This window comes from Aequorivita vitellina (assembly GCF_022008365.1).
GTDB lineage: Bacteria > Bacteroidota > Bacteroidia > Flavobacteriales > Flavobacteriaceae > Aequorivita > Aequorivita vitellina.
In genome coordinates this window covers 55,955-72,386 of record NZ_JAIRBA010000003.1, presented here as the reverse complement: position 1 = coordinate 72,386, position 16,432 = coordinate 55,955, and the positions used below count along the sequence as shown (strand labels likewise).

General features: G+C 37.1%; 10 protein-coding genes. 7 read left to right on the top strand and 3 right to left on the bottom strand.

Features of this window, described 5'->3' with window-relative positions:
- Nucleotides 1-49: 49 nt before the first annotated feature.
- The 4 genes from K8089_RS02245 to K8089_RS02230 are packed head-to-tail and all read left to right on the top strand — an operon-like array spanning nucleotide 50 to nucleotide 7,431.
- Nucleotides 50-3,886 (top strand): efflux RND transporter permease subunit, encoded by a 3,837-nt coding sequence (locus K8089_RS02245; RefSeq protein WP_237601647.1) that lies wholly within the window; start codon nucleotides 50-52, stop codon nucleotides 3,884-3,886.
- 2 nt (nucleotides 3,887-3,888) lie between these two features.
- Complete coding sequence (locus tag K8089_RS02240) at nucleotides 3,889-5,130, top strand: TolC family protein (RefSeq protein ID WP_237601646.1); 1,242 nt, start codon at nucleotides 3,889-3,891, stop codon at nucleotides 5,128-5,130.
- 26 nt (nucleotides 5,131-5,156) lie between these two features.
- Nucleotides 5,157-5,639 (top strand): DUF305 domain-containing protein, encoded by a 483-nt coding sequence (locus K8089_RS02235; RefSeq protein WP_237601645.1) that lies wholly within the window; start codon nucleotides 5,157-5,159, stop codon nucleotides 5,637-5,639.
- A gap of 58 nt (nucleotides 5,640-5,697) precedes the next feature.
- Entirely contained in the window at nucleotides 5,698-7,431 is a 1,734-nt protein-coding gene (locus K8089_RS02230) for an efflux RND transporter periplasmic adaptor subunit (RefSeq protein WP_237601644.1), read from the top strand.
- A 188-nt stretch (nucleotides 7,432-7,619) separates the two neighbouring features.
- Here K8089_RS02230 and K8089_RS02225 read toward each other — a convergent pair whose 3' ends face one another.
- Both K8089_RS02225 and K8089_RS02220 read right to left on the bottom strand, forming a co-directional pair.
- Nucleotides 7,620-8,498, bottom strand: a complete 879-nt coding sequence (locus K8089_RS02225) for a T9SS type A sorting domain-containing protein (protein WP_237601643.1) — start codon at nucleotides 8,496-8,498, stop codon at nucleotides 7,620-7,622.
- Between the two features lie 235 nt (nucleotides 8,499-8,733).
- Nucleotides 8,734-9,324 carry a T9SS type A sorting domain-containing protein gene (locus K8089_RS02220; RefSeq protein ID WP_237601642.1) on the bottom strand — a complete coding sequence of 197 codons (591 nt, stop codon included), beginning with the start codon at nucleotides 9,322-9,324 and terminating at the stop codon, nucleotides 8,734-8,736.
- Between the two features lie 456 nt (nucleotides 9,325-9,780).
- On the opposite strand from K8089_RS02220, the gene K8089_RS02215 reads away from it, so the two are divergent.
- Both K8089_RS02215 and K8089_RS02210 read left to right on the top strand, forming a co-directional pair.
- Entirely contained in the window at nucleotides 9,781-11,433 is a 1,653-nt protein-coding gene (locus K8089_RS02215) for a tetratricopeptide repeat protein (protein ID WP_237601641.1), read from the top strand.
- Between the two features lie 106 nt (nucleotides 11,434-11,539).
- A complete protein-coding gene (locus K8089_RS02210) occupies nucleotides 11,540-13,849 on the top strand; it encodes a T9SS type A sorting domain-containing protein (protein ID WP_237601640.1) in 2,310 nt (769 codons plus the stop codon).
- A gap of 283 nt (nucleotides 13,850-14,132) precedes the next feature.
- Here K8089_RS02210 and K8089_RS02205 read toward each other — a convergent pair whose 3' ends face one another.
- On the bottom strand, nucleotides 14,133-14,270 hold the full coding sequence (locus K8089_RS02205) for a hypothetical protein (protein ID WP_237601639.1): 138 nt from the start codon (nucleotides 14,268-14,270) through the stop codon (nucleotides 14,133-14,135).
- 61 nt (nucleotides 14,271-14,331) lie between these two features.
- On the opposite strand from K8089_RS02205, the gene pta reads away from it, so the two are divergent.
- Nucleotides 14,332-16,425, top strand: a complete 2,094-nt coding sequence (pta, locus tag K8089_RS02200; RefSeq protein WP_237601638.1) for a phosphate acetyltransferase — start codon at nucleotides 14,332-14,334, stop codon at nucleotides 16,423-16,425.
- Nucleotides 16,426-16,432 lie beyond the last annotated feature (7 nt).

Below are 16,432 nucleotides of genomic sequence, written 5' to 3'. Positions count from 1 at the left end.
ATCCATTCAGATATTTATTCAATGTTTAACTGTTTAACAATCAATACACATGCTAAATAAAGGCATAAAATTTCTTATTGAGAACAAGCTGGTGGCAGTCTTGTTGCTCGCGCTATTTGTAGGTATGGGCGTTGTAAATGCGCCTTTTAACTGGGATACTGGTTTTCTACCTACCAATCCAGTGGCGGTTGATGCCATTCCCGATATTGGTGAAAACCAACAAATTGTCTATACCCAATGGGAAGGTCGTTCCCCACAAGATATTGAAGATCAAATAAGCTACCCACTTACCACTTCACTACTGGGAATTCCCGGTGTGAAAACCATTCGCAGTTCTTCAATGTTTGGCTTTTCGAGCATCTACATCATTTTTGAAGAAGACGTAGAATTCTATTGGAGCCGCAGCCGGATTTTAGAAAAGCTAAACTCATTACCTTCCGGCTTGCTTCCCGAAGGAGTAAATCCGTCTCTGGGTCCCGATGCCACCGGACTGGGGCAAGTTTACTGGTACACGCTGGAAGGCCGCGATAAAGATGGCAATGTTACCGGAGGCTGGGATCTGCACGAATTGCGGAGCATTCAGGATTACTATGTAAAATATGCACTTTCTTCGGCAAGTGGGGTTTCTGAAGTAGCGTCAATTGGAGGGTATGTGCAGGAGTATCAGATTGATGTGAAACCTGAGTTGATGCGCCAATACAATGTTAGCTTGGCAGAAATTGTAAAAGCAGTTAAAGAAAGCAATAAAGACATTGGCGCCCAAACAATGGAGATTAATCAAGTGGAATACTTGGTGCGGGGTCTGGGATATATAGAATCTGTTGCCGATATTGAAGACGCCGTTGTTACCTCAGAAAATTATACTTCAATACGAATTAAAGATATTGCAAATGTAAGTTTGGGACCTGCGCCCCGAAGAGGAATTTTGGACAAGGAAGGCGCAGAGGTTGTAGGTGGAGTTGTTACAGCTCGCTACGGCGCAAACCCAATGGAAGTTATAAACAACGTAAAAGAAAAACTTGCTGAACTCAGTACTGGTTTACCTTCAAAAGAACTTTCAGATGGTACAATTTCGCAACTTACTGTGGTTCCATTCTATGACCGTTCTATACTTATTCAAGAAACTTTAAACACGCTTGATGAAGCATTGAGCTTAGAAATACTCATCACGATTTTTGTGATAATCGTGATGGTTTTTAACTTAAGAGCCTCCATACTTATTTCGGGCCTTTTGCCGGTGGCGGTCTTAATGGTTTTTATTGCAATGAAGTTCTTTAACGTAGACGCCAACATTGTGGCGTTATCCGGAATAGCAATTGCAATTGGAACCATGGTAGATATTGGGATTATCCTCACCGAAAATATAATAAGGCATCTCGATGAAGAGGAGGTACGTTATAACGAAACTGGTTTAAAACAGCCCATTAACACAGTGGTCTATAATGCAAGTGCTGAGGTTTCGGGCGCCATTCTCACCGCAGTGCTAACCACAATAATTAGTTTTATTCCCGTATTTACAATGATTGGCGCGGAGGGAAAATTATTCCGGCCTTTGGCATTTACTAAAACAATGGCAATTGTCGCTTCTTTAATGGTAGCACTCTTTCTTATTCCGCCGTTTGCCGCTTATTTCTTCCGAAGAAGAAGTTTACGAAAAGTAACTGCTAATCTTATCAATGGGTTATTAGTCCTTTTAGGAATTACAGCAATCGTCTTTGGATATTGGTTGGGGATTATTCTAATTGGTTTCGGTATTACTGGGCTGCTAAAAGATGAAAAGATTGCCTCCAAAATTTCAGCTAAACTTATACTTTCAGACAAACGTGCCAATATTGTAAACATATTTATTTCAGCTTTGGCCGTTGTATTTTTATTGGCAGAATTCTGGCGCCCACTTGGAGTTGATAAAAGTATATTCTGGAATTTATTATTTGTGGGATTAATCTGTTTTGGATTATTAGCCATATTCTGGTTGTTCCAACGTTATTACACTCGGATTCTTGGGTGGGCACTTCATAACAAGCTATTATTCCTTTCTATTCCCACGCTAATTGTGGTCTTCGGTATTTTAATTTGGCAAAACACAGGCAAGGAATTTATGCCTTCTTTAAATGAAGGTTCCTTTCTACTAATGCCAACTTCTATGCCCCATTCGGGCGTAGAGGAAAATAAACGCGTGCTACAACAAATGGATATGGCCGTGGCGGGAATTCCTGAGATTGAAACCGTTGTTGGGAAAGCAGGTCGGACAGAATCAGCTCTCGACCCCGCACCACTATCTATGTATGAAAATATCATTCAATATAAGCCAGAATACGCGCTGAATAAAGACGGGAATCGCCAAAGATTTAAGGTGAATGAGGATGGGTTATTCGTACTTAAAGACGGAAGTTTGGTTGAAAATCCGAATAGCGATGTCAGTTCGAGCGGTTCTGCTGAGCGTAGTCGAAGTGCAGTCGAGAACGCTCGAAAAGCCGGAAAGACCATCTCCACTGCGCTCGATGTGACAGAAAAGGATTTGATAAAAGATGACGACGGCGAATTTTACAGAAACTGGAGACCCGAAATAAAATCTCCCGATGATATCTGGAATGAAATCGTGCGCGTAACCAAAATCCCTGGCGTAACCTCTGCTCCAAAATTGCAACCCATTGAAACAAGGTTGGTGATGCTACAAACAGGAATGCGCGCGCCAATGGGAATAAAAGTGAAAGGGCAAGATCTTCGGAAGATTGAAGCCTTTGGGATAGAATTGGAAGAGATTATAAAGCAGGCCGAAGGTGTAAAAGTAGAAGCTGTTTTTGCAGACCGCATTGTTGGCAAGCCTTACCTTTTAATTGATATAAATAGAGATCGTCTTGCGCGATACGGCGTTTCTATTGAAGATGTGCAGCAAATCTTGCAGGTTGCGGTAGGAGGCATGCCACTCACTCAAACCGTGGAAGGTAGGGAACGCTACCAAGTGCGGGTGCGATACCCACGCGAACTACGCGCAAATCCTGACGATTTAAAACATATTTACGTACCCGTGGAAAATGGTAATCCTGTACCATTGGGCGAACTTGTAGATGTGCGCTATGAGCAGGGACCGCTGATGATAAATAGCGAGGATACCTTTTTATTGGGACACGTTTTATTCGATAAACTGGACGGGTATGCAGAAGTAAATGTGGTAGAAAATGCCCAAGCCTTGATCAAAGAAAAGATTGCCAATGGAGAGCTCACAGTGCCAAAAGGGATAAGTTATCATTTTACGGGAACTTACGAAAACCAAATACGAGCAGAAAAAACACTTTCGGTGATCGTGCCTTTGGCGCTGGGGATAATCTTTTTGATTCTTTATTTCCAATTCCGTTCGGTAGCTACTTCCTTGATTGTATTTTCAGGAATTACGGTAGCTTTTGCGGGTGGGTTTTTAATGATTTGGTTTTACGGACAGGATTGGTTTTTAAACTTTACCTTTTTTGGAGAAAATTTGCGCGAAATGTTTCAGATGCACACCATCAATTTAAGTGTTGCCGTTTGGGTAGGGTTTATTGCGCTCTTCGGAATTGCTACCGACGACGGCGTGGTAATGGCCACCTATCTCACCCAAACTTTTGATAAGAACGACCCAGAAAACGTGAATGAAATTCGTACTTCGGTAGTTGAAGCAGGTACAAAAAGAATACGTCCCGCTTTAATGACTACCGCCACCACAATTTTGGCCTTGCTTCCAATTTTAACATCCACCGGACGCGGAAGCGATATAATGATACCAATGGCTATCCCCAGTTTTGGTGGGATGTTGATTGCTTTGATTACACTTTTCGTAGTTCCAGTTTTATTCAGTTGGAGAAAAGAAGCAAAATTGAAAAATAAATTAAAAACCCTTAAAGCAAGCTAGAAATGAATTCAAATTTAAAAATATCATTTGTTTCGAGAAAACCGAAATTTGGCATGGCAAGTATATTTCTTTTTTCGCTAATATTTTTGAGCTGGTCTGCACAAGGTCAACAACTGGAAACATTCATTGATGAGGCTGTAAGAAACAATCCCAATATTCAAGCAGTTGAAAAACAACACGCTATTACTTCAGAAAAGGTGTGGGAAACCAGCGCGTTACCAGACACCCAATTTTCAGGGGGATACACGCTTAGTAAAACCGAAATGCCGATGATGCAGCAGGGTGAATTTTCGGTGATGCAAATGCTTCCCTGGTTTGGAACTATTTCCGCACGCAGTAAATATGCCTCAGCAATGGCCGATGTAGATTTTGTGGAAATAGAAATAGCCAAAAGAAAAGTCGCAATGGCTGTGTCGCAATCCTATTATCGTTTATACGAAATAGCTAAAAAGCAACAAGTGTTGGATTCCAATATTCAACTGTTACAAGTTTATGAAAAGTTGGCGTTGACTTCGGTTGAGGTTGGGCAGACTTCTGCAGTTTCGGTACTGAGATTGCAAATGCGCCAGAACGATTTAAAGGAACGAAAATTAGTGCTCGAGCAGGATTATTCGGCGGAACTCACCGCTATTAATAAGATAATGAACCGAGAGGAAATTGTTGATATTTCAATCACCGATAGCTTGACAATTCCAGATGAAGAGGCTGAAATAGATTTCAGCAAATTGCAACTCCATCCCGAAATAACAAAATTTAATGAGTTGAATGAGGTGGTTTCACAAGCGGATATTCTCAACAAAAAAGAAAGCGCTCCAGACTTTGGAATAGGAATGCAGTATATGTTTTTAAATGAGGCGCCAAATATGCTAATGCCAATGGCAACGCTTTCTATTCCTATATTCAATAAAAAATATAAATCTGTCACGCGGCAAAACAAATTGAAATTTGAAGAGCTTGAAATTCAAAAGCAAGCTTCTCAAAACTTGTTAATGACGCAGTTGCAATCGGCCATTAAAAGTAGAAACGCGGCGCGAATAAGTTTGGAGACTCAAAACAAAAATCTAAAACAGGCACAGCATGCAAACGAAATCTTGTTGAGGAATTATGAAACGGGCACCATCAATTTTAATGAAGTTTTAGATGTGCAGGAATTGCAGTTAAAAATTCAGATAAATAGAATTGAAGCAATAGCAGCCTACTACCTACAAAATAGTATTATTCAATATCTAACAGTAGAGAATTAAATTAATCAATTTTAAAATTTAAAATTATGAAAAATTCAAACCAAAACTCAAAAAACAACAATTACACAAAATTTATTCTGATGCTTACGGCTTCGTTTATAGCAATGTACATCACAATGTATTTGAATACCTATGAAATAGACCACGTGTATTTTAGCCTAACTAGATTTTATATGACTTGTTTAGGAATTGCAGCAATGGCGGTAATTATGTGGTTTTTTATGCGTAAAATGTATCAAAACAAGAAAAAAAATATTGCAATTTTATTGGGAAGCCTAATGCTATTCGTCAGCGCTCTAGCCTTGGTAAGGGCTCAGCAGCCCATTATTGGCGACGTGCTTTATATGAGAGCTATGATTCCGCATCACTCCATTGCTATTTTAACCAGTAAACGAGCCGATATAAAAGATCCCGAAGTACGAAAACTGGCAGACGATATTATAAAAGCTCAAGAAAAGGAAATTGCCGAAATGAAAAAATATATAAAGCGCTTGGAAGCTGAAAAATAATATTGAAATCCAAACTTAACAGGTTTTCAAAATCTGTTGGGATTTAAAATAAATTATTATGAAAAAATACATCATTTACATAGCCGTTTTAGCCGTAGGGCTGGTTTTTGGCTACGTTCTTTTTGGGACCTCTTCAGAAAGTACGAGTAGTAATCACACAGAACATGCCGATGCAAAACCGCAAATGTGGACCTGCTCCATGCACCCTCAAATTATGCAACCCGAACCGGGTGATTGCCCTATTTGCGGGATGGACTTAATTCCCGCAACGGCAGGCGCAGACGGTCTAGCGTTAAACGAAATTAAAATGTCTGAAAATGCAATGGCCTTGGCAAATATTCAAACAATTATTGTTGGAAATGCTTCGGCAACGGACGGAAATACAATGTCGCTTTCCGGTAAAATTATACCCAACGAAGAAGCAAATGCCGTACAAGCCAGTTATTTTGAAGGACGAATAGAAAAATTGAATGTCAATTTCACGGGGGAAGAGGTTCGTAGAGGTCAATTATTGGCCACCATATACGCGCCGGCACTCGTTGCAGCACAACAGGAACTTTTAACCGCTGCTTCTATGAAGGAATCGCAGCCCGGATTATATAAAGCAGTTCGCAATAAATTAAAATTGTGGAAGCTTTCAGAAAGCCAAATTTCTCAAATTGAAACCTCCGGAAAAGTACGCGAAAACTTCCCCATTTATGCGACGGTTTCGGGAACGGTTTCTGAAAAAATGGCGGAGGAAGGCGACTATGTTAAGCAAGGACAACCCATTGTAAAAGTCAGTAATTTGGGAACAGTTTGGGCTGTGTTTGATGCTTATGAAAACCAAATTTCGCAACTAAAAGAAGGACAAAAAATAACGGTTACCACAAATGCGTATCCCAATAAGGAATTTGAAGCAACGATTTCATTTATAGATCCACGTTTAAATACCCAGTCCAGAACCGTTTCAGTAAGAGCTACCTTAAACAATAATGATGGAATTTTAAAACCAGGGATGTTTGTAACTTCCAAAGTTAATATTTCAAAAGTTAATGATAGTACGTCGCAGATAACAGTTCCAGCATCTGCGGTGCTTTGGACGGGTAGCCGATCGTTGGTTTACGTAAAAACCAATCCGAACGAACCCGTTTTTGAAATGCGCGAAGTAACTTTAGGTTCAAAAAATGGCGATAATTACACCATTGTTGATGGACTTTCAAATGGCGAAGAAGTTGTTGCCAATGGTACTTTTACAGTAGATGCAGCAGCCCAATTACAGGGTAAAAAGAGTATGATGAATACTGAAAATAGTGAAGAAATAGATGCAACAAATCATTTAGCACAAGTTGAACGGATAACTGTTCCCGAAAAATTCCAAACCCAACTAAAAACAGTTTTTGATGATTATATGACCATAGAAAAAGCTTTGGTAAATGACAACGCTGAAACGCCCAAAATTGCCGCCAGCGCTTTACTTAAAAGCATCAATAACGTTGATATGAAGTTGCTAAAAGATGAACCAGCCCACAGCCAATGGATGCGCCTGAAAAAAGAATTAAAAAATGCTGCCGATGCAATTTCAAAAACTTCAGACATTAAAATACAACGCGAGCATTTTGTACATCTTTCGGCTCATTTAATACATGCGGTAAAAACCTTCGGCATTAATCAAAAAGTTTATGTGGATTACTGCCCTATGGCCAATAACGATGTAGGCGCATTTTGGTTGAGTACGGACGAAGAAATTCGCATCCCGTACTTTGGCGCTTCCATGCTAAATTGTGGGGAAGTTACTGATGAAATAAACTAAATAGGACCGAAGCAATATTATAAATTAAAACGTTCTGCTAAAATAAAAGAAGCTAGCTTAAATGGTGATTATAAAATATTTCAACGAATTAAATGAAAGAGGTATCTAAACTTACAAGTGTTATTTAAAAAACGGGAGCCCTCAAGCTCCCGTTACTTTATTAGGTTTTACATTCTTTAATTACACAGTTATTCTTTAACGAATTTGTGAATGGAATTTCCAATTTCACTTTCTAACAATAAAATATACAAGCCATTCGATAACCTACTAACATCGATAGTCGCTGAATCTGTAAAGTTCGTTTTATTGGTCACTAACGTTTTTCCCGTGAGGTCTATAATGCTGTATTTATTTATTGCTACAGCGGCACCAATTTCTAATTGAAGTGAATGAGACACTGGGTTGGGATATATTTTAACGACGTCTTGTAGCATATTGGGTTCATTAATATTTAGCGCGCAATTTGTATCAATTTCAACAACAAAGGGCGTATTTATAGTACTATTTATAACATTGGGGCAGAAATCTGGAGCTCCTTCTACGTAATAGGTTCCAGGCTCAGTGATTAAATAAGACGTGTCATTTGCCCCGGGAATTGGAACGTAGTCTTTATACCATTGTATGTTGGTGTTGTAGGGACTGCCAATCGTATTGTTAAAGCTTTCCCCTTCGCATAAAATAATATGGTTGGAGTCTGGGTCAATTCTTACAAACTCATTCATATCGTGAATTATTATCAAAGGAGTCCAAGCGTAGCTGTCAATTTGAATTGTATTAGACTCTAAAGTGTCAGTCCCTAATGTTACCACAACTTTTAATAACGATTGATCATAGGTAAACCAATCGTAAGTAAACGAAGCATCCGTGGCACCAGGAATGGGCTCAAACTCTTCTGTAGTAAACCAATATTTAGAATACCACTGATAGCTGTCATAACTCTGATTGATAACCGTAGCTGTCCCGTTGGTGTTGGGACATAACATTATGTCTCCTTCAATAATGGGTTCTTGTGAAAATGAAAGGTTTAAACCAGTAAAAATAAAAAGAAGTAATAGAATTTTGTTCATAATATTTTGATTTTAATTACGGCAAATTTAATACTGCTGCTTCAGGCTCCATTGTTATAATTTCGAAATACTGTGACGTATTTCCAAAATACTGTGACAATTTCTAAACAAGGGGTAAAAACAACTCTTTTCAGTAGCGCAAAAATTCCTGGCAGCCGGAAACCGAAATTTTCACAAAAGCAGGCATTTTAATTTACATTCAGAAAATTTGCAGTAAAATTGGTTTTAAATGAAATCAGTTTTTAACAAATCTTTTGGTTATTGCGTTTTCGCCAGAAACTACTTTTAGAAAATAACTTCCTGTGCTCCAATTTGTAATGTTTATTGAAATCTTAGAATTTGGTTCAAAATCATCGGAATAGATTTGTTTTCCCAACACATTAAACACGGTTATTTGACCAGATAGAATGTTATGTGGAATCTCCAGATTTATTACTGAGGACGATGGATTTGGGTAGATACTTATTGCACTTAAATTATTTTCTTCAACACCCAAGACTTCTCGTACGGTAATAGTACCCGACATGTTATTTGCACCGTGAATTCCACAAAAATATCTGTTGTCGCCTACCTCGGTAAAAGTGTAGGCATAGGTTTCTCCCATTCCAGAAAGCACGCCACTATTAAAAGTTTCTACTGAGTTTCCCACTTCGTTTTCAACGGTATGAGGTGCATTATCTCCCCACGTCCAAATTACAGTATCGCCTTGATCAATTGTTAAATCTACGTTGCTTCCTATTCCCATCACCCAGTCTAAATTATAGGTGTTTTGTGCGTTTGCCGTTAAAAATCCTAAAAAGATTAGTAATAATAATTTTGTTTTCATAGTTCTTTAATTAAGTTAAAAATACATTGGTATTGTTTATTGGATTAAAAAAATGAAATTTGGTTACAAGAATGTTTAGCATGTATTCAATTACAGAAAGTCTTTAGGGATTGGTACAACATATTTCAAACTAAAATTGAAGTATTATATACGTTCAAATAAATTTCCTTGATTAAACTCAAGTGACTTACATTTCGAAAAAAGGTTGAATGGCCACTATTTTTATAGGGAAGACTTAATTTTCCTGAAACTTTTTAACAGTATTATTTCAAATAATTTTTAATCGCTACTCCGCAAAACTTATATCAATACCAAAAATTTGGGTCTTTTATATATTTTAACAAATATTAGAGGTGTAAGGATTTCCTATAAAGTGAGACGACAAAGGATTCTAATGGTTTTAAAAACCTTAGGTTTGGAATTATGAAACTTTTTTATTCCTCAAAAAATGCGAGTATGTTTAATAAAATAGTGATGTTTTTAGGTTTGATGTTATTCTCAGGATTAACGAATGCTCAAGATAAGGGACTGGCTTATTGTGATAATCTAATAAACGAAGGAGTGAGACTATTGTATGAAGGTAAATATACCCAATCTCTTGAATTGTTAGTAGAGGCCGAAGTATTGGCAAAGGAAAACAATTGGAGTAAACAGCGATTTTTAGCCATTAACAATATTGGGGCAAATTATTATTCTTTATATGATTATGGTGAATCTTTGGATAGTTACTTAGAAGCTTACACTATTGCTATTAAGGAGCTGGATAGCAAATACGAAATGATTGTCCTCAACAATATTGCAATTTTGTATTCCAAAGAGGAAAAATATGATAAATCCTATGAATATTTCAAGAAAGCCTATGTGATAGCGATCCAAAATAATGAGGAAAAAAAAAGGGGCTTATATGCGGTAAATCTAGGTCTTGTCACAAACAGATCTGGCAAATTTAATCAAGCCAAAGCCTATTTTGAAGAGGCAATTCCTTTATTAGAAGAGTCTCCTAGGATGAAACAACAGGCGTTTATTGGACTGGCGGAAACGTTAGTTCTTTCAGGGTTTTATAAAGAGGCAAAGGATAGGTTGCTCTTACTTCTACCAGATTTGCGAACTAAAAATAAAAAAGATTTGGTGACAGATGTGTTGTTACTGCTTTCAAAAATAGCATACAATGAAAACGATATGCCCTTGGCCGTGGAGAGGGCAAATGCAATGTTGCAGTATTCAAATAATATAGAAGCACGATTAGATGCTTTTCACCAATTATCAAAAATATATACTAAAACAGGTAAGCTTCAACTTGCACTTGTTGCAAAAGATTCTATTTTATCCGTTTCCCACCAATGGAATGAAATCAAGAATGGCCGTCTTTTTGAAACAAACCAAGTTAAATTCGAAGTTCAAAATTACCAAAATGAATTAATGAATAATCAAGAAGAAATGGAAGCGAATCAAAAAACCTTCCGTGTGCTTCTGGGAGCAGCTATACTTATAATTCTGTTAATTGCTTTGGCTTTACGTACTATTTATATACAAGCTAAACAGCGAAGAATTATTCATGCACGAAACCAAGAAGTTATGGCCTTGGAACTGGAAAAGGAAAAGAGTGAAAAACTCCTGTTGGAAAAGAAATTAAATGAAGAAGAAACAAGGGCACTCTTGGAAGAAGAGCGTCTTAAAAATGAAATTGGTTTCCGCAACCGTAAACTTTCTGCAAAAGCTCTCCATTTAATTCAGCGAAATGAGTTGCTTCAATCAATTATTGATGATTTAGAACAACAAACACAGACGGAACAGCAGAATGGAAATATGAAGGCGTATATTAAAAAACTAAAGGAATTGGTACGTTCCGAAGAAGAATGGAAAAATTTCATCGATCATTTTGAAGAGGTAAATCAGGGATTTATAAGTGCCATTAAAAAAAAGCACCCTAACTTGAATGTAAATGATCTGCGATTTATCTGCTATGTGTACATGAAATTAACAAATAAGGAGATAGCAACTGTTTTTAACATTACTTATGAAGCTTGCAGAAAACGAAGAGAACGTATCTCTAAAAAAATGAATTTAAGAGACGGGTCTGATCTATTTAACTATATATCAGGATTTTAATTTGAAGTCACACATTTAACTAAATATGTCACAGTTTTTATGTTTTAATTTTTGCCACCCCTAATGCTTATAGTTTGTTTTGAGCCAAACTTAAAATAAACTTTATATGAAAATTATCACAAAAATTATAATGGTGCTTATAGTGCTTTTTTGTAATTCAACAGTTCAATCACAAATTACTTTCGATAGCAACGGTAATTATGGTAGGATATTCGACATTACATTCGATTCAAATGTGGAGAATAGACTTTATGCGCTTAGTCTGAATAATCATATTCTTCAATCAAATGACAAAGGAGAAACTTGGGAGATTATTTATAGCATGCCTGGAAATTCAGGTCGATTTAAAAAATTAAAATTTGTTTTTGCCGGAATTTTGAGTTTTATGGTGCAGTCTCCAACTACCTTGGAAGACAATGGCTTGTATTTTTTAGATACAGGAAGTGGAGACATTATAAAATATACAGCTCCAATTCCTATAGGTGCCGAAAATATTTCCATGGTTTCATATTCAGTCTACGCGCAAGATCCATTCGTAGCTATGTTGCATTTTGGTTATAGAGTAGGCCGTTTTGACAGCGAAGTTGTGTACTACACCAATGATGGCGGGCAGAACTGGACAGAGGTTTATCTACCCGAAAATTATGATTCTGTATTTCCTAATAATGTAGCAATTAGCCCAACTAATCCCCAGAAATTATTCATCGCCCGAGGAAATAGTCCTACAGGAACCTTTGGGGGTTTGTTTATTTCCAATGATGCCGGTCAAACGTGGGAGGAAAAAATGCCTGGAACAACATTTAAAGCTATAGCTTTTCATCCTCTAGACAGCGACATAATTTTATTAGGAACTGATGATGTTGGTTACGGAGGTCAATCAGAGAATCTATACAGATCAGTTGATGGTGGAGATACTTGGAACATTATCCCTATTCCTTGGGAAGCGGGTATTTCAGATGTAATAAATGTTATTGTTTTTGACGCTCAAAACCCCAATACAGTTATGGTTTTAGAAGAGAACGAAATAGTAGTTACCCAAGATGATTGGCAAAGCTTTGAAAAATATGTACATCCAATTGGCCCTTCTGATGGATATTTTTATGGGCTCAATGCCTCGTTTAGTCCGTTTCAACAAGGAGAGGTGTTTATCAATAGTAACTTTTACCCACTTTTATCTACAGATTATGGTGCCACTTTCTCCCAACTGCCCAACCCTTTTCTTTCATCAACTTTTACGGGAATTCAAAGCGATTCAGAAACTCATTTGTATTTTGAAGCGCAACAAGGAATAATTCATAAAAATTTACAGACCAATGAAGTTGAGTCTTTTGACATTGTGCCTTTAGGAGTATTTAGTAGTAATCCTCCACCATTTTACCACGTGGAGAAAAATACGATTGGTCGTTTATATAAATATACTCCTTCTTCATTAGGATCGGTTTTGGGAGTAAGCTCAGATTTTGGAAGAAATTACGATCCATTATTTGTAAACTTTTTTGATGAAATTAGAAGCGTGAACCAAGACCCCAATAATTCGAATATTGTTTGGGCATCCTTTGAAGTGGGAGGACCTGTTATAATTGATTTTACTGATTTAAATAACGTTGCTGTAACTCCAGTCGCTCTTCCCGGAACCGAATCCATGTTAGATGTATTTATTGACGAAAATGATTCAGACTTAGTTTATATGGCTGCTGGCGCTAAAATTTACAAGTCTGTCGATGGTGGTTTGTCTTGGGTGGAAAAGAGTAATGGGTTACCAACTGGAGATAATGTTATTTACGATATTGAACAAAGCCCATTTCATAATAATGAATATAGCATTGCTACAAATTCTGGAATATTTAAAACAACCGATCAAGGTGAAAATTGGATTCAAACCTATCAAGGGCACAATTTAAGAAAGATGACATATTCGCAATTCAACGATTTGCACGCGGTAGCATCTAGAATGACCAGACAACCGTTATTTGGAGATCCCATTGATGCGCAAATAATCTATACTACCGATGGAGGGGAGACATGGATTGAGGTACCTTTTGAGGCCATTGCTCACGTGGGTTCTTTGAGTATGAGCTACCTTTTTCAAGAAGATAGCGTAGACGTTTATTTAAGTACTTTTGACTTAGGACTTATCAAATATACAATAGACCTCGGCACACTGGAAACCCCTGATATTTCTCAAAACTCAAATTCATTTATTGTTTATCCCAATCCTGCGCAAGATTTTATTAACATAAAGAATAATGGCGACGAAATTGTTTCAATCCATATTTATAATGCAATTGGACAAATAGTGATGAAACACGCTGCAGAAAAGCAAATTGACATCCGGAATTTAGAAAGTGGTATTTATTTTGTTGCTATTAAAAATGCCAAAGGAGATAATTTTATAAAACGCATCGTAAAAAAATAAAAATTTCCTTTTCCCATCCTAAATAGCTGAGAGGCTGTCTACAATCAATTTAGACAGCCTTATTAATTTATCTTTCATTCATTGAGTTCTTTGTCCTTTGACATAAACGACTTTGACATCAATAGATTTATTTTTTTTTGGCCGTGTTCCATTGAATTTAATACTTTCTGAATTACAATTAATCGATTCCTCCTATAATTGCTTCTCTTGAATTTCATATTTTAAATAATAGATTCTATTCCTTAATACCTCTGTTTTCAACTGTATGTTTTTTTCTCAATGATCAAGTGCCAGCTTCACTTCTTAAAATTTCCCTTAAAACCAACGCATAAAATTTGATATTTCCCAACAGGGTATGACGCAAATCATTTAATTTATTCTCAATCAACACTACCTTTACTTTTTGAATAAAATTTTTCATTTCGCACAAGATTTTGTCACGAAGATATATTTGTGCTTATTTTTGAATAAATATTAAAAAAATGAACAAAGCCATCTACATTGCCACCACCGAACCGGACAGTGGTAAGTCTATAATTTCGCTTGGGTTAATGCAATCGCTATTGGGAAAAGCGGCTAAAGTGGGCTATTTTAGACCTATCATTGATGATTTCAAGCCAGGAGAAATAGACAACCATATCAATACCGTATCAACTTATTTCAATTTAGATATAAACTTTGAAGATGCTTATGCTTTTAAACGAAGCGAAGTAATTAAGAAAACAAATGAAAACAAAGACGGCGAAATCATTAGTAGAATTATTGAAAAGTATAAAGCCTTAGAAGAGCGTTTTGATTTTGTACTTATTGAAGGTACTGGATTTACGGGGGAAGGAACGATTAAGGAATTCGACATTAATGTACTAATTGCAAAAAATCTTGGTGTTCCCGCAATTATTTTGGCTAGCGGAATAGGTAAAACCTTAGATGAGTTTGTAGGAAGATTACAAATGGCTTTCGATTCCTTTAAAGATAAAGCTGTTGAAGTTTTGGCGGTTATTGCCAATAAAGTAGAACCAAAAAATCAGGAACTCGTAATAACTGAACTTGAAAAATACCTGCCTTCGGAAGTACTTGTAAATGCCATTCCGCTAAACCCTGTTTTGGCAAACCCTTCAATCAAAGAAATTGTAGATACCTTAAGTGCAAAGGTTCTTTTTGGTGAACCGTTTATCAACAATCAAGCAGGAAATTACAGTGTGGGCGCAATGCAACTGCATAACTACCTGCTTCACTTAAAGGAAAATGCGCTGGTAATTACACCCGGCGATAGAGCCGATATTATTTTAGGCGCTTTGCAGGCCAATATTTCAGACAACTATCCCGCCATTTCTGGTATCGTGCTTACTGCAGGTCTCGTGCCCGAAGCTTCCATTATTAAGCTAATTGAAGGGCTTTCAGAAGTGGTTCCTATTATTTCAGTTGAAGGAGGAACGTTTTCCGTTACCAATAGTTTGGGAAGAATAAAATCGCAGATTTATGCCGAAAATACCGAAAAGATAATTACGTCTATAAAAGATTTTGAAAAATATGTAAAAGTAGATGCTTTGGTAGAACGTCTAATTACGTTTAAAACAAATGGAATTACGCCTAGAATGTTTCAGTATAACTTATTGAAAAAGGCAAAATCCAACAAAAAACACATTGTTTTACCCGAAGGTTTAGATGAACGTATTTTAAGAGCAACCAAACGATTGATTGATTTAGATGCAGTAAATATCACCTTACTTGGCGATAAAAAGGAAATAGAAGAACGAATAGCGGCACTAGATATTACGCTGGATTTGAATAAAATTAATATTGTAAACCCTAGTGAATCTCGTCACTTTGAAACCTATGCAAAAACCCTATTTGAACTTCGGAAACACAAAAATGTCAATCTTGCAATGGCGAAAGATTTAATGATAGACGTGTCTTATTTTGGAACGATGATGGTTTACAAAGGCGATGCAGATGGTATGGTTTCTGGCGCGCAACACACTACACAACACACCATTCTACCGGCGCTTCAATTTATAAAAACCAAACCGGAAGCTTCAATTGTTTCATCGGTGTTTTTTATGCTTTTGGAAGATCGTGTATCGGTGTACGGAGACTGTGCAATAAACCCGAATCCCACAGCAGAACAATTGGCTGAAATTGCTATTTCTTCCGCTGCAACCAGTCGGGCATTCGGCATTGAACCTAAAATTGCAATGTTGTCTTATTCTTCAGGGACGTCTGGCGTTGGTGCAGATGTAGAAAGTGTGCGAAATGCAACAAGAATCGTCAGAGAAAAACGACCCGATTTAAAAGTGGAAGGGCCCATTCAATACGACGCTGCAGTTGATATTGCCGTTGGACAAACAAAAATGCCAAACTCTGAAGTGGCCGGACAAGCAAATGTTTTTGTTTTCCCAGATTTAAATACCGGAAACAACACCTACAAAGCCGTACAGCGAGAAACTAAGGCTTTGGCCATTGGCCCCATAATTCAAGGATTAAACAAACCTGTAAACGACTTGAGTCGTGGCTGTACTACAGACGATATTTTTAATACCGTTATTGTTACTGCAATTCAGGCTCAAGATATTTAAAATACAA